The sequence below is a fragment of the Brachybacterium sp. AG952 genome (assembly GCF_004362645.1).
In the GTDB taxonomy this organism is placed as follows: Bacteria; Actinomycetota; Actinomycetes; order Actinomycetales; family Dermabacteraceae; genus Brachybacterium; species Brachybacterium conglomeratum.
Genome location: NZ_SNXV01000006.1, coordinates 89,518 through 109,344 on the forward strand (window position 1 = coordinate 89,518; position 19,827 = coordinate 109,344).

The 19,827-nt window shown below is 73.3% G+C and carries 19 protein-coding genes; 7 read left to right on the forward strand and 12 right to left on the reverse strand.

What is annotated here, in order from left to right:
- The first annotated feature begins 108 nt into the window (after positions 1–108).
- Genes DEU31_RS14205 through DEU31_RS14225 form a run of 5 tightly spaced genes read left to right on the forward strand, consistent with a single transcriptional unit; the run spans position 109 to position 7,197 of the window.
- The gene (locus tag DEU31_RS14205) at positions 109–1,665 is read left to right on the forward strand and encodes a cytochrome ubiquinol oxidase subunit I (RefSeq protein ID WP_029360980.1); all 1,557 of its coding nucleotides are present in this window, start codon (positions 109–111) and stop codon (positions 1,663–1,665) included.
- 18 nt (positions 1,666–1,683) lie between these two features.
- Complete coding sequence (gene cydB, locus DEU31_RS14210; protein ID WP_208109994.1) at positions 1,684–2,766, forward strand: cytochrome d ubiquinol oxidase subunit II; 1,083 nt, start codon at positions 1,684–1,686, stop codon at positions 2,764–2,766.
- On the forward strand, positions 2,763–4,445 hold the full coding sequence (cydD, locus tag DEU31_RS14215; RefSeq protein ID WP_133677613.1) for a thiol reductant ABC exporter subunit CydD: 1,683 nt from the start codon (positions 2,763–2,765) through the stop codon (positions 4,443–4,445). Before cydB ends, cydD begins: the two co-directional genes overlap by 4 nt.
- Positions 4,442–6,091, forward strand: coding sequence for a thiol reductant ABC exporter subunit CydC (cydC, locus tag DEU31_RS14220; RefSeq protein WP_133677614.1), 1,650 nt, complete (start codon positions 4,442–4,444; stop codon positions 6,089–6,091). The genes cydD and cydC overlap by 4 nt, the downstream gene beginning before the upstream one ends.
- The gene (locus DEU31_RS14225) at positions 6,088–7,197 is read left to right on the forward strand and encodes a histidine kinase (RefSeq protein WP_133677615.1); all 1,110 of its coding nucleotides are present in this window, start codon (positions 6,088–6,090) and stop codon (positions 7,195–7,197) included. Before cydC ends, DEU31_RS14225 begins: the two co-directional genes overlap by 4 nt.
- Positions 7,198–7,200: 3 nt before the next feature.
- Here the strand turns inward: DEU31_RS14225 and DEU31_RS14230 are convergent, their stop codons facing one another.
- The 10 genes from DEU31_RS14230 to DEU31_RS14275 form a co-directional block, all read right to left on the reverse strand.
- Complete coding sequence (locus tag DEU31_RS14230) at positions 7,201–7,830, reverse strand: response regulator transcription factor (RefSeq protein ID WP_133677616.1); 630 nt, start codon at positions 7,828–7,830, stop codon at positions 7,201–7,203.
- A gap of 63 nt (positions 7,831–7,893) precedes the next feature.
- Positions 7,894–8,832 (reverse strand): bifunctional DNA-formamidopyrimidine glycosylase/DNA-(apurinic or apyrimidinic site) lyase, encoded by a 939-nt coding sequence (gene mutM / locus DEU31_RS14235; RefSeq protein ID WP_133677617.1) that lies wholly within the window; start codon positions 8,830–8,832, stop codon positions 7,894–7,896.
- A gap of 4 nt (positions 8,833–8,836) precedes the next feature.
- Positions 8,837–9,589, reverse strand: a complete 753-nt coding sequence (gene rnc / locus DEU31_RS14240; protein WP_010552233.1) for a ribonuclease III — start codon at positions 9,587–9,589, stop codon at positions 8,837–8,839.
- On the reverse strand, positions 9,589–10,176 hold the full coding sequence (locus DEU31_RS14245) for a YceD family protein (RefSeq protein ID WP_133677618.1): 588 nt from the start codon (positions 10,174–10,176) through the stop codon (positions 9,589–9,591). The genes rnc and DEU31_RS14245 overlap by 1 nt, the downstream gene beginning before the upstream one ends.
- Positions 10,177–10,180: 4 nt before the next feature.
- Positions 10,181–10,672, reverse strand: a complete 492-nt coding sequence (coaD, locus tag DEU31_RS14250; protein ID WP_133677619.1) for a pantetheine-phosphate adenylyltransferase — start codon at positions 10,670–10,672, stop codon at positions 10,181–10,183.
- A 31-nt stretch (positions 10,673–10,703) separates the two neighbouring features.
- Complete coding sequence (locus DEU31_RS14255; protein ID WP_133677620.1) at positions 10,704–11,084, reverse strand: DUF3224 domain-containing protein; 381 nt, start codon at positions 11,082–11,084, stop codon at positions 10,704–10,706.
- Positions 11,081–11,275, reverse strand: coding sequence for a hypothetical protein (locus tag DEU31_RS16945; RefSeq protein ID WP_208109995.1), 195 nt, complete (start codon positions 11,273–11,275; stop codon positions 11,081–11,083). Before DEU31_RS16945 ends, DEU31_RS14255 begins: the two co-directional genes overlap by 4 nt.
- A 19-nt stretch (positions 11,276–11,294) precedes the next feature.
- Positions 11,295–12,839 (reverse strand): HNH endonuclease signature motif containing protein, encoded by a 1,545-nt coding sequence (locus DEU31_RS14265; protein WP_133677621.1) that lies wholly within the window; start codon positions 12,837–12,839, stop codon positions 11,295–11,297.
- 678 nt (positions 12,840–13,517) lie between these two features.
- Positions 13,518–14,114, reverse strand: coding sequence for a 16S rRNA (guanine(966)-N(2))-methyltransferase RsmD (gene rsmD / locus DEU31_RS14270; RefSeq protein ID WP_243733852.1), 597 nt, complete (start codon positions 14,112–14,114; stop codon positions 13,518–13,520).
- Position 14,115: 1 nt separating this feature from the next.
- Positions 14,116–16,332 carry an ATP-dependent DNA helicase RecG gene (locus DEU31_RS14275; protein ID WP_133677623.1) on the reverse strand — a complete coding sequence of 739 codons (2,217 nt, stop codon included), beginning with the start codon at positions 16,330–16,332 and terminating at the stop codon, positions 14,116–14,118.
- A gap of 260 nt (positions 16,333–16,592) precedes the next feature.
- Between DEU31_RS14275 and rpmB the strand changes: the two genes are divergently transcribed.
- On the forward strand, positions 16,593–16,790 hold the full coding sequence (gene rpmB, locus DEU31_RS14280) for a 50S ribosomal protein L28 (protein WP_082358657.1): 198 nt from the start codon (positions 16,593–16,595) through the stop codon (positions 16,788–16,790).
- 287 nt (positions 16,791–17,077) lie between these two features.
- On the opposite strand, the gene DEU31_RS14285 is transcribed toward rpmB, so the two are convergent.
- Positions 17,078–18,154 carry an NAD(P)-dependent alcohol dehydrogenase gene (locus DEU31_RS14285; protein WP_133677624.1) on the reverse strand — a complete coding sequence of 359 codons (1,077 nt, stop codon included), beginning with the start codon at positions 18,152–18,154 and terminating at the stop codon, positions 17,078–17,080.
- Between the two features lie 81 nt (positions 18,155–18,235).
- Positions 18,236–19,240: a thiamine-phosphate kinase gene (gene thiL, locus DEU31_RS14290; RefSeq protein ID WP_133677625.1), complete on the reverse strand. Its 1,005-nt coding sequence runs from the start codon at positions 19,238–19,240 to the stop codon at positions 18,236–18,238.
- A 52-nt stretch (positions 19,241–19,292) separates the two neighbouring features.
- Between thiL and DEU31_RS14295 the strand changes: the two genes are divergently transcribed.
- On the forward strand, positions 19,293–19,793 hold the full coding sequence (locus DEU31_RS14295; RefSeq protein WP_133677626.1) for a DUF3515 family protein: 501 nt from the start codon (positions 19,293–19,295) through the stop codon (positions 19,791–19,793).
- Positions 19,794–19,827 lie beyond the last annotated feature (34 nt).

Here is a 19,827-nt window from a genome sequence, read left to right on the forward strand (position 1 = left end):
ATGGCACAGCGTGCATCCGCCGCCGCGGAAGGGGGACCATGGTCCCCGGGGCGGTGCGCGCGGCCGCTCTAGTTTTCATGACAGCGTGTCGTCCACTCGGGAGGATCCATGGAAGCCCTCGACCTGGCACGGTGGCAGTTCGGCATCACCACCGTGTACCACTTCATCTTCGTGCCGCTGACGATCGGGCTGTCCCTACTCGTCGCGATCATGAACACCCGCGCCGTGTTCGCGAAGGATCCCGTGCGCAAGGACGCCTGGACCCGGATGACGAAGTTCTTCGGCTCGATGCTGATCGTGAACTTCGGCATCGGCATCGCCACCGGCATCGTGCAGGAGTTCCAGTTCGGGATGAACTGGTCCGAGTACGCCCGCTTCGTCGGCGACGTCTTCGGGGCGCCGCTGGCGCTGGAGGGCCTCGCCGCCTTCTTCCTCGAGTCCGTCTTCCTGGGGCTGTGGATCTTCGGGTGGGGGAAGATGCCCGAGAAGATCCATCTGCTGACGATCTGGGCGGTGGCGCTGGGCACCACGCTCTCGGCCTACTTCATCATCGCCGCGAACTCGTTCATGCAGCATCCCGTCGGCGCGCTGCTGAACCCCGAGACGGGGCGGGCCGAGCTCGACCCCTCGCAGGGCTCGATCCTCGCCGTGCTCACGAACGTCACGGCGATGGCGGCCTTCCCCCACGTCGTCTCCGGCGCCTGGCTCGTCGCCGGTGCGTTCCTCACCGGCGTCGCCTCCTGGCACATGGTGAAGCACCACCGGGCCGCCCGCGAGATGGGGCTCGAGACGGAGGAGGGCCAGGAGCAGCATCGCGCCGCCCGTGACCTCTACCGACCCACCGTCCGCTTCGGCGTGGTGGCGATGTTCGTCTCCGCGATCGTGCTGGTGATCTCCGGCGACTTCCAGGCCCAGATCATGTTCAAGCAGCAGCCGATGAAGATGGCGTCGGCCGAGGCGCTGTGCGAGACGGAGACCGGTGCGAGCTTCTCGATCCTCACCATCGGCGGCCCCGACGCCTTCGCCGAGCAGTGCGGGGACGTCACCCACCTCATCGAGGTGCCGTACGTGACCTCGTTCCTCGCCACCCACACCTTCGATGCGACGCTGCAGGGCGTCGACGACCTCAACGCCCAGTACAAGGAGGAGTTCGGCGAGACCGCGACGAACATCCACGGCGAGGAGGTCGAGGTCGACTACCGCCCGAACCTCTTCGTCACCTACTGGTCCTTCCGCCTGATGATGGGCCTCGCGGCGTTCAGCGGGATCCTCGCCCTCTGGGCGCTGTGGGTCACCCGCGGCAAGGGCGAGAACGCCCGCACGACGGGCTCGAAGGCCTTCCAGTGGTTCGCCGTGCTCGCGATCCCGATGCCGTTCCTCGCCAACTCCGCTGGCTGGGTGTTCACCGAGATCGGGCGTCAGCCCTGGGTCGTCCATCCCAATCCCGACGACCCGACGGTGCGGCTGATGACGCTGCAGGGCGTCTCCGCCCATCCCTCGTGGATGGTGCTCGCCTCGCTGGTCGCCTTCACCCTCGTCTACGGCGTCCTCGCCGTGATCTGGTTCCGGATGATGCAGAAGGCCGCGCTGAAGGGCGCGCCGCTGCCGCAGCGGGACCCGGAGACCGAGGAGCTCGACACGCCCACCCTCTCCTTCGACTACTGAGAAGGGACCCACCTGCTCATGGACACCATGCTCGACCCCACGGTCCTGCAGACCCTCTGGTTCGCGCTGATCGGCTTCTTCTTCCTGGGCTACTTCGTGCTCGAGGGCTTCGACTTCGGCGTGCAGATGAACGTGGCCGCCTTCTGGCGCCGCGGCCCCGGCACCCGCGGCACGATCCTGCGCACGATCGGCCCCGTCTGGGACGGCAACGAGGTGTGGGTGATCACCGGCGGCGCGCTGCTCTTCGCGGCCTTCCCCGAGTGGTACGCCACCCTGTTCTCCGGCTTCTACCTCGCCCTGCTGCTCCTGCTGCTGGTGCTGATCGTGCGGGTGTGCGCCTTCAAGTGGCGCGAGAAGCACGAGGACGACCGCTGGCGCACCTCCTGGGACGTGGTGCACGTGATCGGCGGCTTCGCCCCGGCCCTGCTGTGGGGCGTGGCCTTCTCGAACATCGTCGCCGGCGTCGCGATCGACCAGAACCACTGGGTGACCACCTCGCTGCTGGGTCTGCTGAACCCCTTCGCGCTGCTGGGCGGGCTCGTGTTCGTGCTGCTGTTCTGGCTGCACGGCACCCTGTACCTGACCCTGAAGATCGAGGGCCCGCTGCGCCAGGACGCCCACCGCCTCGCGAGCCGGCTGGTGTGGCCGACGATCGTGGCCGGCGCCGCCTACCTGCTGTGGTTCCAGCTCGCGCACTCGAACACGCCGTGGACCCTGATCCCGCTCGCGATCGCGGCGGCGGCGCTGATCGCGGTGGTGCCGCTGGGCCGTGCCCGTCGTGAGGGCCTCGCCTTCGGAGCGACCACCACCGCGATCGCCGCGGCGACGATCACCCTGTTCGGCGGCCTGTTCCCGTACGTCATGCCGGCCTCGAACGACCCGGCGAACTCGCTCACCGTCGCGAACGCCTCCTCGACCGAGCACACGCTGACGGTGATGCTGATCGCCCTCGCGATCCTGCTGCCGATCGTCATCGCGTACACGATCTGGACCTACCGGGTCTTCCGCCATCGGATCACCGACGAGGACTCCCCCGCCCCCGGCGAGGGCCTCGTCGAGAAGGCGCGGGCGGGCTACCGGGAAGCGTTCGGCCAGGAGTGAGCACCCCCACGCGCGCGCGGCGAGCACCTCTGGACCCCCGACTGGTCCGGGAGGTGCGCGCCGCGCGCGCCCATGTCGCGCGGACCGTGGTCCTCGGGCTCGTCCAGGCCGCGTCCGTGATCGTCACGGCGCTGGTGATCGCGCACCTCGGCGCGCGGCTGCTCGTCGAGCGGGACGTCCCCGCGGACGCCCCGGGGATGCTCGCCCTGCTGGTCCTCGCGCTCGCCGTGCGGGCGGGGGCGGTGCTGGTCGAGGAGGCGACCGCGCACCGCGCCGCGACCGCCGCGATCAGCGATCTGCGCGCCCGCGTCCTCGCCCACGCCGCCCGGCTCGGCCCGCGGGCCGGGGCCGGCCGGGGCGCGGACGTGACGGCGCTGGCGACGACGGGGCTGGAGAAGCTGCGCCCCTATCTGGTGGGCTACGTCCCCCAGCTGATGCTCTCGGCGACGGTCACCCCGCTGTGCCTGCTGACGATCGGGCTGCTCGATCCGCTCAGCGCCGTGATCGCCCTGGTCACGCTGCCGCTGGTGCCGCTGTTCATGATCCTGGTGGGGAAGATGACCGTGGGCCGCTCCGAGAGGCTGCTGGCGGACATGCGCTCCCTGTGGTCCCAGCTGCTGGACCTCGTCGAGGGCCTGCCCACCCTGCGCGCCCTCGGCCGCGAGCACGGCCCGGAGCGGGTGGTGGAGACCCTCGGCGACCGTCACCGCTCCTCCGCCATGGGCTCGCTGAAGTTCGCCTTCCTCTCCTCGATGGTGCTCGAGCTGCTCGCGACCCTGTGCGTGGCGCTGGTCGCCGTCTCGATCGGCATGCGGCTCGTCTACGGGGAGATGGACCTCGCCCCGGCGCTCGCGGTGCTGGTCCTCGCCCCCGAGGTGTACCAGCCGCTGCGCAATGTCGGCTCCCAGTACCACTCCTCCACCGACGGACTCGCCGCGGTCGGCGCGGCCTTCGAGGTGCTCGACGAGCACGCCCCGGCCGACGGGACCCGTCCCGCCCCCGACCTCGCCGGCGCGACCCTCGCCCTGCGCGGCGTGAGCGTCGCCTCGCGCGACGGGCTCGCCCCGCACGCGGCGGAGATCGAGGTCCGCCCCGGCCGCATCACCGCGCTGACCGGCCCCTCCGGAGCCGGGAAGACCACCGCCGTGCAGGTGCTGCTGGGCCTGCTGGAGCCCGAGCAGGGCCGCGCCGAGGTGATCGCCGCCGACGGCACCGCGACCGACGTGCGCGAGCTGGAGCGCCGCAGCCTCTGGGACCAGATCGCGCTGCTCCCCCAGCGGCCCGTGCTCCCGCCCGGCACCCTGCGCGAGGTCCTCGCCGCCGCCCGCCCGGACGCGGACGACGACGAGCTCGGGGCCGCCGCGGCCGCCGTCGGCCTCGACGCCGTCATCGCGCACCGCGGCCTCGACGCGGACCTGGGCCGCCGCGGGCAGGGCCTCTCCCTCGGCGAGCGGCAGCGCCTGGCGCTCGCCCGCGCCCTGCTCTCCCCCGCCCCGCTGGTCGTGCTCGACGAGCCGACCGCCCATCTCGACGGCGCCGCCGAGCAGATCGTGCTGGACCTGCTGGGCGAGCTGCGCGCACAGGGCCGCACCGTGCTCGTCGTCGCCCACCGCTCCCGCCTCGTCGAGGCGGCCGACGACATCGTCTCCGTCGACTCGCGAGCGGAGGTCGCCGCATGACCGCCCAGGCCGCCCCGCTGCGCCGCGCCGAGCGCGCCCTCGCGATCCCGCCCGCGCGGCTCCTCGCCGCGGTCCTCGCCGCGGTCGCGACCCTCGCCTCCGCCTTCGCGCTCGCCGCGGTCTCCGCCTATCTCGTCACCCGCGCCTGGACCATGCCGCCCGTGCTCGACCTGACCGTCGCCGTGGTGATGGTGCGCGCCCTCGGCGTCTCCCGCGGCGTGTTCCGCTGGCTGGAGCGGATGCTCACCCACGACGTGGCGCTGCGGGGCGTGGTCTCGCTGCGCACCTCGCTGTTCACGGCGCTCGCCTCCCGCACCGACGACGCCCTGACGCGGCTGCGGCGCGGCGAGCTGCTCTCCCGGCTGGGCGATGACGCGCAGGAGCTCGGCGACCACGTCATCAAGGCGATCGTGCCCGCCCTGGTCGCGGCCGTGATGCTCGTCGTGGTGCTGGCGACCTTCGCACCGCTGTCCCTGCCCGCGACGGCCGCGATGGCGGCCTCGCTGCTGCTGGCGGCGGTGGCCGCGCCGTACTTCGCGCACCGCGCCGCCGCGCTCACCGAGCAGGCCGTGCTCACCACCCGCGGGGACGTCACCTCCCACTCCCTGGAGATCCTCGACGACGCGACCTCGCTGCGGGTGGACGGCCGGCTCGACGGGGCCCTCGCCCGCCTCGCCGCCGCGCAGTCCGCGCACGACGCCGCGATCGACCGGGCCGCCCGCCCCGCCGCGCTCGCCGCCGCCGCGGTGCCCGCGAGCATGGTCCTCGCGGTGACCGGCTCGCTGCTCGCCGCGGGCGCCGCCTGGACCGCCGGGGACCTCTCCGCCGGGCAGATCGGGATCCTGCTCCTGCTGCCCCTGTCCTCCTTCGAGGCGGCGACCGCCCTGCCCGCCGCGGCGACCCAGCACGCCCGCTCCCGCGCCGCCGCGGAGCGCCTCGACGCCCTGATCGGCGAGGGCGGCGAGGTCGACGGCTCCGCCCCGGTCCCCGCCGACCGTCCCGCCACGGCGACCCTGACCGCCCGCGACCTCACCGCCGGCTGGAGCGCCGAGGCCCCGTGCGTCCGCGGCCTCGACCTCGACCTCGCCCCCGGCTCCCGCCTCGCGGTCGTCGGCCCCTCCGGCAGCGGGAAGTCGACCCTGCTGGCGACCCTCGCCGGGCTCCTCGCCCCGCTGGGCGGCGAGGTCTCGAGCGATGCCGCCTCGCTCCGCGAGGCGGTGACGATGTTCGCCGAGGACGGGCACGTCTTCGCGACCACGCTGCGGGAGAACCTGCGCGTGGTGCGCAGGGACCTCTCCGACGACGAGGCGCTCGCGGCGCTCGCCGCCGTCGGCCTCGACGACTGGCTCGCGACCCTCCCCCACGGACTCGACACGATGCTCGGCCCGGACGGGACCACGGTCTCCGGCGGCGAGCGGCGTCGCCTGCTCCTGGCCCGCGCCGTGGTGCGTCGCGGACCGGTGCTGCTGCTGGACGAGCCGACCGAGCACCTGGACACCGCCCGCGGCGACGCCCTGCTCGCGGCGCTGCTCACCCCGGGCGACGAGTCCCTCGTCCCGGCCTCGACCACGGTCGTCGTCGTCACCCATCGCCCCGAGGCGGTCCCCGCCGACACGCCCGTCCTCAGGATCGGAGAGCCCCGATGAGAGATCGCCCCCGCATCCAGGACCTCGCCGGCGCCGTCCTCGCCGGCGGGGAGACCGAGGACCTGCTGGACCTGATGCTCCGCTCGGCCCGCACCGACCTCGGCGCCCGCAGCGCCGTGCTGGTGATGCCCCTGGCCCGCGAGGCGTGGACGATCGAGATGGTCGACGGGCCCGACGCCCCCGCCCTGCTCGGCGAGCAGGTGCCCGCCGCGCATCCGATCGGGGCGGCGCTCGAGCACGCCGACGCCGATGCGCTCGAGCGGATCGAGACCTTCGCCCTCGGCGAGGAGAGCTGCCGCGTGATGCTCGCGGTGATCGATGCGGCCGAGCACGGCACCGGGCTGCTCGGGGTGCTGCGTCCGGAGGACTCCGCGGAGTTCACCGCCGCGGACCGGGAGCGGCTCGACGCGCTCGCGGGGCTCGTCGGCCTCACCCTGCGCGTCCCGACCCTGCAGGCCGACTCCGAGATCGACGACGAGCGCGGACGGATCGCGCGCGATCTGCACGATCTCGCGATCCAGGAGCTGTTCGCGGTGGGGATGGAGCTCGAGGGGCTGGTGGACTCCCTCGGCTCCCCGGACGTGACCCCGTCGAAGGCGCGGATCCGCTCCTCGGTCGCGGCCTCCGTGCAGGGGGTCGAGAACGCGGTCGCGCAGATCCGGCTGATCGTGCAGTCCCTGCGCCGGGAGCGGGCGGAGGCGACGCTCACCGAGCAGCTGCGCCGCGAGGTGGGTCTCGCGACCGCCGGCCTCGGGTTCGTGCCCTCGCTGCGCCTGCCCCCGCATCCCGCGGAGATGGATTCGGAGCTGCCGCCGGAGATCGCCGACGACGTGGTCGCAGTGGTGCGGGAGTGCCTCGCCAACGCCGCCCGTCACGCGCATGCCAGCGCGGTCGCGGTCTCCGTGAGCGTGTTCTCCGAGGGCGTGGACCGGGTGGTGCAGGTGAACGTCTCGGACAACGGCCGAGGCATCGATCCGACGGTGCGGCGCCGCTCGGGGCTCGCGAACATGTCCTCGCGGGCCCGGCGCCATTCGGGCTGGGTGGACGCGATCACCCTCGAGCCGGGCACGATGATCTCGTGGCGGGTGACGCTGCCGGTGGCGTGACGCCTACTGCGGCTTCCAGCCCGCCCGACGACGGGCCGCGACCATCGCCGCGACCTGGGTGCGGCGCTGCATGCCGAGGGTCTGCAGGATGACGGTGACGCGGTTCTTCACGGTCTTCTCCGCGATGCCGAGGGCGCCCGCGATCTCGCGATTGGAGTGCCCATCGCCGATCAGCTCGACGATCCGCTGGTCGGACTCGGACAGGTCCGGGCCGTCCTCGACGTGATCGGCGGGCCAGACGGGGCGGCCGGCGTGCACGGCCTGGATCGCGTCGACGATCTCCTGGGAGCGCGCGGACTTGAGCATCAGGCCGGCGGCGCCCGCGGCGCGCGACTCGCGCAGCGCGGCGTCGTCGTCGAAGCTGGTCAGCACCAGCATCCTCTGCTCGGGGTCGAGCTCGCGGGCGACCTTCATGACGTCGATGCCGGTGCCGTCGGGCAGCTGGAGGTCGACCAGCAGCACCTGGGGGCGGATGGCGGGGAGGCGCCGGGTCGCCTCGGCGACCGAGGACGCCTCGCCGATCACGGTGAGGGCGGGGCTCGCGTCGATCGCGGTGACGATGCCGCGGCGGACCACCTCGTGGTCGTCGACGAGCATCACGCGGATCGGGCCGTCCTGCTGGGTCGCTGTCACGTGGCGTCCTTCCTCATCTCGGCGGGCACGTCGAAATCTATCGCACCGGGGACGACGCGGGTCTCAGCGTCCCCGCTGGCATCGCGGGCAGAAGTGCGAGGAGCGGTTCGCGTGCATCACGCGCCGCATCACGGTGCCGCAGCGCGGGCACGGCTCGCCCTCCTTGCCGTACGCGTTCAAGCTCCGGGCGAAGTACCCGCTGCGCCCGTCGACGTTCACGTACAGCGCGTCGAAGCTCGTCCCGCCCACCGCGAGCGCCCGCTCCATCACGTCGCGGGCGGCGCGCAGCAGCGCCGGCGCCTGACGGGGGCCGAGCACCTCGCCCGGGGTGTCGTACCGGATCCGCGCCGCCCACAGCGCCTCGTCGGCGTAGATGTTCCCGATCCCGGAGACGATCTCCTGGTTCAGCAGGAGCGTCTTGACTGCGCTCCGCCGAGAGCGCAGCGCCCGGGCGATACCGGACAGGTCCGCCGCCGGGTCGAGCAGGTCGCGCGCGATGTGCGAGGCGTCCTCCGGCAGCAGGGCGTCGGGGCTGCCCACGCCGGCGAGGGCCCCGCCCTCCGCCTCGAGGAGCGGGCTCGTCCACAGCCCGCCGAAGATCCGCTGGTCGACGAAGTCGAGCCGCGCCCCGTCGTCCAGGTGCAAGCTCACCCGGCGGTGCCGCAGCGGGTCGGAGGCCGGGCCCTCGGACAGCTCCACCGACGGCGCGGCCGTCGCGCCGGGCGTGCTCATCCGCAGCTGCCCGCTCATGCCGAGGTGCGCCATCAGCGCCTCCCCGGCCTCGGCCCCGCCCGGCTCCGCGAGGCGCCACCACAGGAACTTCCCGCGCCGCACCACGGCGGTGAGCCGGGAGCCGACGAGGGCCGCGCGCAGGCGGTCCTCTCCCCCGGCCTGTCGGCGCAGGGAGCGGGGCTCGAGCACCTCGAGCGCGGTGATGGTGCGGCCGACGGTGCGGGGCTCGAGGCCGCGCCGCACCACCTCGACCTCGGGCAGCTCGGGCACCGGCTCAGCCCCTGGGGATGAGGGACTCGCCGCGCTCGGCGAGGACGCCGCGCACCGCGTTCTGGGCGGCGGCGAGCTCGGCGTCCTTCTTCGAGGCACCGTCGCCGCGGGCGGTGACGACCCCCTCGACGGTGACGGTCGCGGTGAAGGTCTTCTGGTGCTCTAGGCCCGATTCCGTGAGCGCGTAGACCACGTCCTTGCCCTCCGCGGCGGCGATCTCCTGCAGGCGGGACTTGAAGTCGTAGCCCGCCTCGAGGAACTCGTCGGAGTCGAGCATCGGACTGAGCAGGTCCAGCACGAAGCGACGCGAGACGTCCTGGCCGAGCGCGAGGTGGACCGCGCCGATCACGGCCTCGGTGGTGTCGGCGAGGATCGAGGCCTTGGCACGGCCGCCGGTGAGATCCTCCCCGCGGCCCAGGCGCACGTAGGCGCCGAGGTCGAGGCGGGAGGCGATCACGGCGAGCGCCCGGGTCGAGACGGTCGCGGCGCGGCGTCGGGCCAGGTCGCCCTCGGGCAGCGTGGGGTGGGCGGCGTAGAGGTGCTCGGTGACAGCGAGCTGCAGCACGGCATCGCCCAGGAACTCGAGCCGCTCGTTGTGCGGGAGGCCGTCATGCTCGTAGGAGTAGGAGCGGTGCGTGAGCGCGAGATCGAGCAGCCCGGAGTCCGTGAGGTCCGCGGCCTGCCCGGCGTCCAGCGGCAGCGTGTCCAGCAGGCCCTGCGGGGCGGCGGCCTCGGCGGCGCGGCGCCTGCGCGCCATCAGGCCTTCCCGTCCTGCGCGTCGTCGTCCTTCGGGTCCTCGTCGAACAGGCCCTTCAGCGCGGCGAAGCGCTCGTCGATGACCTCGTGGTGGTGGTCGGGGTCGTCCTCCATGCGGAAGCCGCACTGTGCGCACAGGCCCGGGCAGTCCTCGCGGCACAGGGGGCGCTCGTCGGCCTCCACCGCGAGGGTGTCGCGCACCACGGGGCCGAGGCGCACCTCGTCGTCGACGAGCAGGACGGAGTCCTCGCGCTCCTCGGCCTTCACCTTCTCGGGGTAGAGGAACAGCTCGTCGAAGCGGGTGGCGATGTCCTGGTCGACGGGGTCGAGGCAGCGCGAGCACTCGCCCTCGAGGTGGGCGGTGACGGTGCCGTGGGCGTAGATGCCCTCGACCACGGATTCGAGCTCGAGCTCGATCGCGATGGGGTCGCCCTCGGCGACCTGCATGGCGAGGCCACCGGCCTCGCGGGCCGGGGCGGGGACGGTGTGCTCGACGCGGCGGTGCGTGCCGGTGCGGCCGACGAGGTCGACGGCGTCGAAGCGCAGGGCGTCGTCGAGCGGCGAGGTGGGGGTGGCGTCGGTGGTCATCTGCTCAGCGTAGGTCAGAGGCGGTGCGCAGCGCCTCCAGCGAGGCGGCGGGGAGCATGTCGGAGACGTCACCGCCGAGGGCGTGCACCTCGCGGACGAGGGAGGAGGAGATGTGGGCGAGGGACTGGTCGGTGAGAAGGAAGACGGTGTCGGTCCCGGCGAGGTGGTGGTTCATCCGCGCCATCGGCTCCTCGTAGGAGAGGTCGAGCTGGGAGCGCAGCCCGCGCACGACGGCGCCCGCGCCGACCTCGCGGCAGAAGTCGACGAGCAGGCCGCGGGGCAGGGTGCGCACCTCGGTCCGCTCGGCGAGGCCCTCGTCGGCGAGCGCGGCGCGGATCGCTCCGGTGCGCTGCTCGAGGTCCAGCAGCCCCTTCTTGGAGGGGTTGTGGGAGACGGCGACGATCACGTGGTGGCCGAGAGCCGTCGCGCGCCGTGTGAGGTCGAGGTGGCCCAGGGTGAAGGGGTCGAAGGAGCCGGGCAGGACGACGGTGGTCATGGCCGTCACTCTAGTGCGGGCGGGGAGCCGCTCAGCCCAGCGTGAAGCGCACCTCGTGGCGGCCGTCGTCGTGGATCTCGCCGATCTCGAGGGTGCCGGTGGTGCCGGCGAGGTCGCCGGTGCCGGAGCCGGGGACGATCACGTACTGCAGGGCGGGCGCGCCGCCCGTCATGGTGCCGAGCTGCTGGAGAGCGAGGGTCCCGCTGCGGCCGCCGAGGCTGCCCTCGAAGATCTCGGAGACGACGTAGCCGGCGCTGCCGGTCTCGGGGTCGCCGGCGGTGAGCATGGTGCCGCGGGAGGTGCCCTCGGCCTCGCCGGTCCAGGTCTTGGCCAGGGAGAAGCGGTCGGCGGCGCCGTCGATCGGGGCGCCCGGGGCCATCTGCACGGTGAAGGAGGCGGTGTAGCTGGTCATGGCTCCAGTATGTCGCCGCCGGCGCGGCGGGCGTAGGACGAAGGCGTCATGCCGGTGACGGCGCGGACGTCGCGGATGAAGTGGGACTGGTCGAACCAGCCGAGGTCGTGGGCGTCCTCGCTGCGGCCGCGCCGGAGGGTGAGCAGGTCGGTGTGCAGCGGCCAGTCGAGCTCGTCGAGGGTGCGGGTCATTGCGCCAGGGCACGCGGGCTCAGAAGGGCGGTGGGCCGTAGCCGTCGCGGGGGTCGAGTCCGGGCGGGCCTGGAACGTCGGGGCCGTGGGGACCGTCCGGGTCGTCGGGTTCGGCGCCGCCGGTGTCAGGTCGGGACCAGTACTCCAGGAGATGCTCGCCCCAGCGCTGCTCCTCGATCGCGTCGAGTCGCTCCTGCGGCGATTCGTCGAGCGCGCCGCTGTGCAGGATCGCCTCGAACTCGAGATCGGCCTCGTACTGCTCCCAGGCGCGGCGGAGCTGCTGGCCGAGCTCGCGGGTGACGAGGTCGCCGTCGGGCCTGGAGTCGCAGACGGCGAGCTCGCCGATCCGCCACCGGGTCACACCGGTGGTCTCGTCCCGGACCGGGTCGAGGAGGCCCGCGGTCTTCATGCGGTGGTGACGGCGGCAGAGGCGGTGCAGGTTCTCGATCGTGGTGGGGCCGCCGCGGGCGGGGTGCTCGAGGTCGAACTCCTCGATGTGGTCGCTCTCGCCGACGGTCATGACGTTGCAGTCGCAGCCGGGGACGGCGCAGACGGGGTCGATGAGGCGCAGGTTCTCGGCCATCGCGCGGCTGACCCGGTAGGTCCTCGAGGCGGCGGGGGCGTAGCCGCCCCTGGCCGGGTCGGCGAGGACGCGTTCGAAGGCCGGCGCCTTCGCGGCGAGCTCGCGGGCCATGCGCGCGGGGATCGGGATGGTGCCGTCGAGCGTCGCGGGCGCGTGCGAACGGCCCAGCAGGGTCAGGACCGGCACGACGACGGAGATCCGGAAGGCGGGCTCGGGCACCTCGACGCCGCCGGTCGCGAGCGGGGAGCGTGTCATCACCGCGTAGCGCAGCGCGGGAAGCGGCATGGGCCGGCCCTCGCGGGCGACGTCGCCGTCGAGGTCGAAGGGGATCGGTGCTCCGGTCTCGAGCGCCTGGCGCTGGGCGTCCTGAACGGCGCGGGCGGCGGAGTCGAGACGGCGGCCGAGCGCGAGGAGCTCGGGGATCGGGCCAACGACGGTGAGGCAGCCGGTGCCGCCGCCGTCCGGGGAGGGGGTGAGGTGGACGGCGCGCTGCTCGCGGGGCGTCTCCTGCACGGCGGCGCGGCCGTACCAGTCGATCAGCAGACGCAGCTCGCGGTAGAAGCGCTCGACGTCGATCGCGTCGAGCTGCCAGGCGGCGACCCGTTCGTCGACCTGGCGGCGCTGGTGGGAGGTCAAGCGCAGCACGCTGCGCAGCAGCCACTCGAACCAGTCCACCGGCAGCTCCCCGGCGCCGACGCGGGCGAAGCAGGCGGGCAGGTCGGTGACGGCGACGTGCGCGTCGCGCAGGCGGTTCTCGCCCCGGCCGAGCTTCGTGCGCAGTCCGGCCGCGGCGGCGAGTGCGTGCAGGGTCTTCTCGTCGCCCTCGTCCTCCTCGGTCCAGAGGGAGGCGAGGTCCTGCATCTCGGCGACGTAGAAGGCGGCCTGCTGCTCGCGGCGCCGGCGGTAGATGCGCAGCACCGTCTCTGCCTCGGCGGTGCGGGGTGCGACGTCGGCGCGCTCGACGAGGGACTGCGGTGTCAAGGGCCGGCGGGCCCGCACGGGGCGACGCGGCGGCTCGCCCGGGCGGACGGAGGCGGCAGGGATGGAGGCAACAGGGTCGTCGGGGCGGACGGAGGCGGCGGGGACGGAGGCAACAGGGTCGTCGGGGCGGGCAGATGCGGGGCGCGGCGGCACATCGAGGCGTGGCTCGTCTCCCATCGCTCTTCCTCCCCCGCGTCTTGATGAGCGTTCTTCGTCGACCGCTCCGTGCTCCTCATTCTACGACTGATATCCGACATTCTCCAGAGGCGCCGCCATCTCGCCCGAATTTGTGGATAACCCGGACGTGGGGAGGAAACATTGCGCGGAAATGCACAGCCATTCCACATCGTGTGGATACTCGTGGGTCACCTGCACAGGTCGCGACTCGTCGTGCGTGACGCGCGAACGCCAGGCGCACAACCAGGAGCCAGCCTCACGACATCTCACACGCCCCACCAGGAACATTCTTGACCGTCGTCGGAATACACAAATGCGCGACGAACGCAAGGCGTGGTCCTGAATTGTGGATGGAGCTCTGCCGGACCGAGAATTGCGGGCAGATCGATGTGGACGGAGTGCATGTGCGCCTCGAGGCGCGGCCGACGAGAGCCGAGGCGACTGCGGGCATGATGCGGGGCCGCGGGAGACGCGAGCGTCGCGATCCCGACGGGGCGGCGGTCAGTCCGCGGAGGGAGCGCCGTCCGCCGCGGGCTCGTCCTCGACCAGCGGCCCTCCGAACTGCAGCACGGTCTCGCCGTAGGACTTCGTGCCGTCGTCGGCCCAGCCGTCGGGCCACTCGACGGGGCGGCTGCGGGAGGAGCGCTCGAGGACGACCAGGGCGTCGTCGGTGAGCGCGGGGCGGAGCGTCACGAGGAGCTGCTCGAGCTCGTCGGTGGAGACGTCGTAGGGCGGGTCGAGGAAGACGAGGGTCGCGCCGTGGCCTGCGAGGCCTGCGGCGACCGTGGCGGCCTTCCCGGCGCGCACGTCGACCCGGTCGGAGAGCCCGAGGTCCGCGGCGGTGCGGCGCAGCTGGCGGGCCGTCGGGCCGTGGACCTCGACGAGGACCGCATGGGCGGCGCCGCGGGAGAGGGACTCGAGGGCGAGCGCGCCGGTGCCGGCGTAGAGGTCGAGCACGCGGGCGCCCGCGAGCGCGCCCCAGCCGTCGAGGCGGCTGAACAGGGCCTCGCGCACGCGGTCCGAGGTGGGCCGGGTGCCCTTCCCGGGCGGGCCGGGGATGGTGCGCCCTCCGAGAGCGCCGGAGATGATCCGCGGCATGTCAGCTCCTCTCCACGTCGGGGTCCGCATCGCGCAGACGCGCGGCGACGGCGGCGGCCAGTTCGGGGTGGCCGTCGAGCTCGGGGTCCTCGGCGACGAGGGAGAAGGCGTCCTCGCGGGCGGCCTCGATCCAGCGGGCGTCGCGCAGCATGTCCAGGTGCTTCAGGGTGCGCTGCAGGCCCGACTGCTCCTCCCCCACCAGGTCGCCGGCGCCGCGTCGGCGCAGGTCGAGCTCGGCCAGGGCGAAGCCGTCGGACGCCTCGGCGATCGCGCGCAGGTGCCGCGAGTGCACCTCGTCCACGACCGCGCTGGTGTCGAAGAAGGCGAGGCCGGGGTGCTCGCCGCGGCCCACCCGGCCGCGCAGCTGGTGCAGCTGGGAGACGCCGAAGCGCTCCGCGTCCAGCACGATCATCACCGAGGCGTTGGGGATGTCGACCCCGACCTCGATCACGGTGGTGGAGACGAGCAGGTCGAGCTCGCCGCGCACCATCTGCTCCATGACCTGCTGCTTCTCCTCGCCGCTGAGCCGGCCGTGGAGCACGCCGATGCGGGCGCCCGCGAGCTCGGGGCGCGAGGCGAGGCGCTCGGCGGTCTGGACGACGCCGCGGGCGGGGTCGAGGGCGGGGGTCTTCTCCTTGCCGTTCTCGTCGAGGACGAGCTGCGCGGGGGTGTCGTCGGCCTCGTCCTCGTCGATCCGGGCGCAGACGACGAAGACCTGGCGGCCCGCACGGATCTCCTCGCCGGCGCGCTGCCACATGCGCTGCACCCAGGCGGAGAGCTTCTCGTGGACCACGAAGCTCTCGACGCCGGCGCGGCGGCCGGGGCTCTCGGCGAGGGTGAGCACGTCGAGGTCGCCGACGGTCGCGAGCGCCGCGGTGCGCGGGATCGGGGTCGCGGTCATGACCACGACGTGGGGGCTCATGCCCTGCGGGCCCTTGGCGCGCAGCCGCCGACGGTGGTCGACGCCGAAGCGATGCTGCTCGTCGATGACGACGAGGCCGAGGGAGGCGAACTCGACGCCCTCGGTGAGCAGGGCGTGGGTGCCGACCACGATCCCGGCCTGGCCGGAGGTCACGTCGAGCAGGGTCTCGCGGCGCGCGGAGGTGCGCTGGGAGCCGGTGAGCAGGCGCACCCGGGTCGCCTCGGGCGCACTGTCGAGCTGGCCGGCGCGGCCGAGCTCGCCGAGGAGCTCGAGCACGGTGCGGTGGTGCTGCTCGGCGAGCACCTCGGTGGGGGCGAGCATCACGGCCTGGTGGCCGGAGTCCACGGCGCGGAGCATGGCGCGCAGGGCGATGACCGTCTTGCCGGAGCCGACGTCGCCCTGGAGGAGGGCGCTGGTGGGGTGGCCGTTGCCGATGCGCTCGGCGAGAAGGTCGCCGATCTCGCGCTGGCCGTCGGTGAGGGAGAAGGGCAGGCGCTCGTCGAAGAGCTGCTGGAGCGGTCCCTCGGCGCGCAGCTGCGGGGCGGGGGTGCGCTCGTCCTGGGCGCGGCGCTGGGCGAAGATCGCCTGGAGGACGAAGGCCTCCTCGAAGCGGAGGTGGGCCATGCCGCGGCGGGTGTCGTCCATGGTCAGCGGGGTGTGGACGAGGCGGGCGGCCTCGGCGAGGTCGGGCAGGCTCCGGCGGCGCAGGACCTCCGCGGGGACGGCGCTGGTGGCGGAGCCGGCGAACTCGAGGCCCTTCTCCATCGCGGAGCGCATCGTCGCAAGCGAGATGTTCTGCTTCAGAGGGTAGACGGGGCGGGGACGCTGTGCCCAGGCGCGGCCCTCCTCGGTGTCCTCGACGGTCTCGAAGTCGGGATGGGTGAGCTGGAGGCCGCCGCGGTAGTCGTCCCGGCCCACCGCGCCGTGCACGCCGATGGTGGCGCCGACGGGGAGACGCTTCGCGTACCACTCGACGTGGTGCTGCTTGGGAAGGAAGAAGGTCAGCGGCAGCTCGTCCGAGCCGTCGGAGACGGTGGCCTCGACGATGAAGCCGTAGCGGGACCTCATCTGCCGCGAGCGGAACGACTCCACCTGCACGATGGCGCTGACCTCCTGCCCCTCGGAGATCTCACGCAGGGAGCGCAGCGGGGCGGGCTCGACGTAGCGGCGCGGGACGAAGCGGAGCATGGCGTCGAGATCGCGCACTCCGAAGGAGGCCATCGCCTTGGACTCCTTGGAGGCCAGCAGCTCCGTCAGCGGCATGGAGCCGCGCGTGGCGGAGGTCCTCCTGGCCATCGTGGCGACCCCTTCCGTCCCGGTAGAGTGCTGGTGCGGTGCCCATCGTGCCATTGCCCTGCGACATCGTGAGGGACTCCACAGGACTGTGGACGGGTCCTCCTCTTCAGGCGCCGGGGCATCTGGGCTATGATTCCGTGGTTGCCCTGACCGCCGGGGGCTCGCACCTCCGTGCTCACCCAGGTCACCGACCCCGCCGTTCCGGCGCGGGGGCTGGAGCGGGCACCGCGATCAGAACATCGACGTACCAGGAGACGACAGTGGCTGCTTCCACGTGTGACATCTGCGCCAAGAGCCCGCGCTTCGGCAAGGCCGTGTCCCACTCGCACCGCCGCACCTCGCGTCGCTGGAACCCGAACATCCAGTCGGTCCGCACTGTGATCAACGGCACCAGCAAGCGCGTGAACGTGTGCACCTCCTGCCTCAAGGCAGGCAAGGTCAGCACGCTCGGTGCCTGAGCGAGACCGCAAGGACTCAATTCCACGAGAGCCCCCACCCGATCGGGTGGGGGCTCTCGTGCGTCCGGGGGAGGCTCCGGACCGTACGGGGTGGGTCGCGGGCGAGGGCGCGGTGGGAGACGGCGGAAGGGGGCCGTGCGGGCTCCCTCGGAGGTGTCGAACGCGGGCGCACCCGCCGTCGCTCTCAAATGTTTATCGCTGTATTGAGCGATACCGCCCACCGGCGCTGTACCGCAGGACGGGGCGGCGATCCGTCTCGGGGGCGAGGCGGACCGCCGCCCAGACCGTCACTCCGCCGCGGCGCCCGCGAAGGTGGCGGTGTCGATGACGGCGCGGAAGCGGACGTCGCCGGCGACCACGCGCTCGTAGGTCGCGTCGGCCTCGTCGACCGTGATCGTCTCGATCTTCGCGGCGATGCCGTGCTCGGCGCAGAAGTCGAGCATCTCCTGGGTCTCGGCGATGCCGCCGATGTTGGAGCCGGCGAGCACCTTGCCGCCGCCGATCAGGGAGCCGAAGCTCAGCGCCTGCTTCTCCGGCGGGAGGCCGACGACGGCCATGACGCCGCGCGGGGCGAGCAGGCGCAGGTAGCGGTCCACGGGGATATCGGCGCTGATCGTGTTGAGGATCAGGTCGAACCCGCCGCGGTGGTCACGGAAGAAGTTCTCGTCGGAGGTCGCCAGGACCCGCGTCGCACCGAGGGCGAGGGCGTCCTCCTCCTTGCGCAGCGTGCGGGTCAGGACGGTGACCTCGGCACCCATGGCGGCGGCGATCTGCACGCCCATGTGGCCGAGCCCGCCGAGACCGAGGACGGCGACGCGCTTGGCGCGGCCGGAGACCTGCTCGCCGGCGCCCCAGCGGCGCAGCGGGGAGTAGGTGGTGATGCCGGCGCACAGCAGCGGGGCGGCCTGGTCGAAGGGGATCTCGTCCGGGATCCTCAGCACGAAGCGCTCGTTGACGACGACCTTCTCCGCGTAGCCGCCCTGGGTGATCGTGCCGTCGACGTCCTCCGCGTTGTAGGTGCCGACGTTTCCGGTCAGGCAGTTCTGCTCCTGGTCGGCGAGGCACTCCTCGCAGGTCCCGCACGAGTTCACGAGGCAGCCCACGCCCACGCGGTCGCCGACCTTCCAGTCGGTGACGTCGCTGCCGACGGCGGAGACGGTGCCGGCGATCTCGTGGCCGACGGTGAGCGGGAAGTGCGCCTCGCCCCACTCGTTGCGGATGGTGTGGATGTCGCTGTGGCAGATGCCGGCGGCCTCGATGTCGATGACCACATCGTCCGGACGGGGGTCGCGGCGCTCGATCGTGGTGACGCGGAACGGCTGGTCCGGGCCGGTCTTCTGCAGGGCCTTGACGGTGATCGGCATGGTGGTGGTGCTCCTCCGTGGCGTGCGGGTCGGGCGCGGTCGCGCCGCCGACCAGCCTAGTCCGGGCGGGGCGCGGCGTGCTCAGGCGAAGTGGTCGAAGCCCTCGCCGGGGATCGGGGTGCCGTCGAGGGTCACGACCGGTCCGTCCCCCGCCTCGTGGAGCCGACCGATCGGGCGGAAGCCGGTCGGCACCTCGTCCGGGGCGAAGGCGGCGAGCATCGCGTGCTCCTCGGCGCCGTGGAGGACCCAGGCCCAGGGGTCCTCGCCGAGCTCCTCGGCGAGGGCGGCGAGGGCCTCGGCGTCCGGGGCGAGGGCGGCGCGGTCGAGGTCGATCCGCACCCGCGAGGCGGCGGCGAGGCGGCCGCCGTCGCGGACCAGCCCGTCGGAGAGATCCATCATGGCGTGCGCGGTGCGGCCGGCACTCCAGCCGAAAGACAGGTCGACCTCGGGGGCGTCGTGGTGGCGGACGAGATCGGCGGCGTCGGGGGTGGTGATGTCCTCCAGCGAGATCGAGCCGGCGGCGTCGACGTGGACCTTCCCACCGAGGACCAGGGCGAGGCCGGCGGCGGAGCGGCCCAGGCGCTCCGTGCCGATCGCGAGCACGTCGCCGGGGCGGGCGCCGGAGCGCAGCACGGGCGCGTCGCCGGGCGCCATCGCGCCCATCGCGGTGACGGCGAGGGTGAGGCGGTCGGCGCGGCCCAGGTCGCCGCCGACGATCACCGCACCGTCGGCCGCAGCGCGCTCCGCGAGACCCGCGCTGAGCTCCTCGAAGACGGACGGGTCCGTCCCCGCCGGCGCGGAGAGCGCGACGACGAGGGCGAGCGGGCGGGCGCCCATCGCGGCGACGTCGGCGAGGTTCTGCACCGCGGCCTTCCGACCGATCCAGCGCGGGAGCGTCGCGCCCGGCAGGAAGTCGTGCCCCTCCACCAGCGCATCGGTGGTGACCACGAGACGGTCCGAGGGCAGGCGCACCACCGCGGCGTCATCGCCCGGACCGACCTCGACCTGCTCGCCCGTGGGGAGCTGCGGGAGCACGGCGGCGAGGATCGAGGCCTCGGAGAGGCCGGGGCGGGGGTGCGCGGTCATCGCACCAGTCTGCCCGATCCCGCTTCCCGGATCGCACCGGTACCCTCGGTACGTGCTTCCTCGACGTGCCGCCGCCCTCTCCCTCACCGGGCTGCTCGCCCTCGGCCTCGCCGCCTGCGGCACCGTGCAGGTGCCCGCCGGGGAGGCCGCTGCGGACCCGTTGTGCGCCGACATCGTGCTCGCCGCCCCGCCGCAGGTGCTCGGCATGGACCGGGTGGAGACCTCGAGCCAGGGCACCGCCGCCTGGGGCAGCGGGGAGGAGACGGTGGTGATGCGCTGCGGCGTGACCCCGCCCGGCCCGACCACCGACCAGTGCACCACCCTCGCCGACGAGAACGAGGTCGAGGTCGACTGGGTCGTCAAGGAGATCGAGGGCGACACCTTCCTGTACACGACCTACGGCCGCGAGCCCGCGATCGACGTATCCGTGCCGCGCTCGGCGGCACCGGACCAGCCCTCCGCCGCCGCGCTCGACCTCACCCAGGTGATCACCCGGAACATCGAGGCGACCGCCCGCTGCATCGGCCCCGGGGACGAGGGCTACGAGGGCTGAGAAGGCTCAGCGCCGGCCGAGGCTCAGCGCCGGC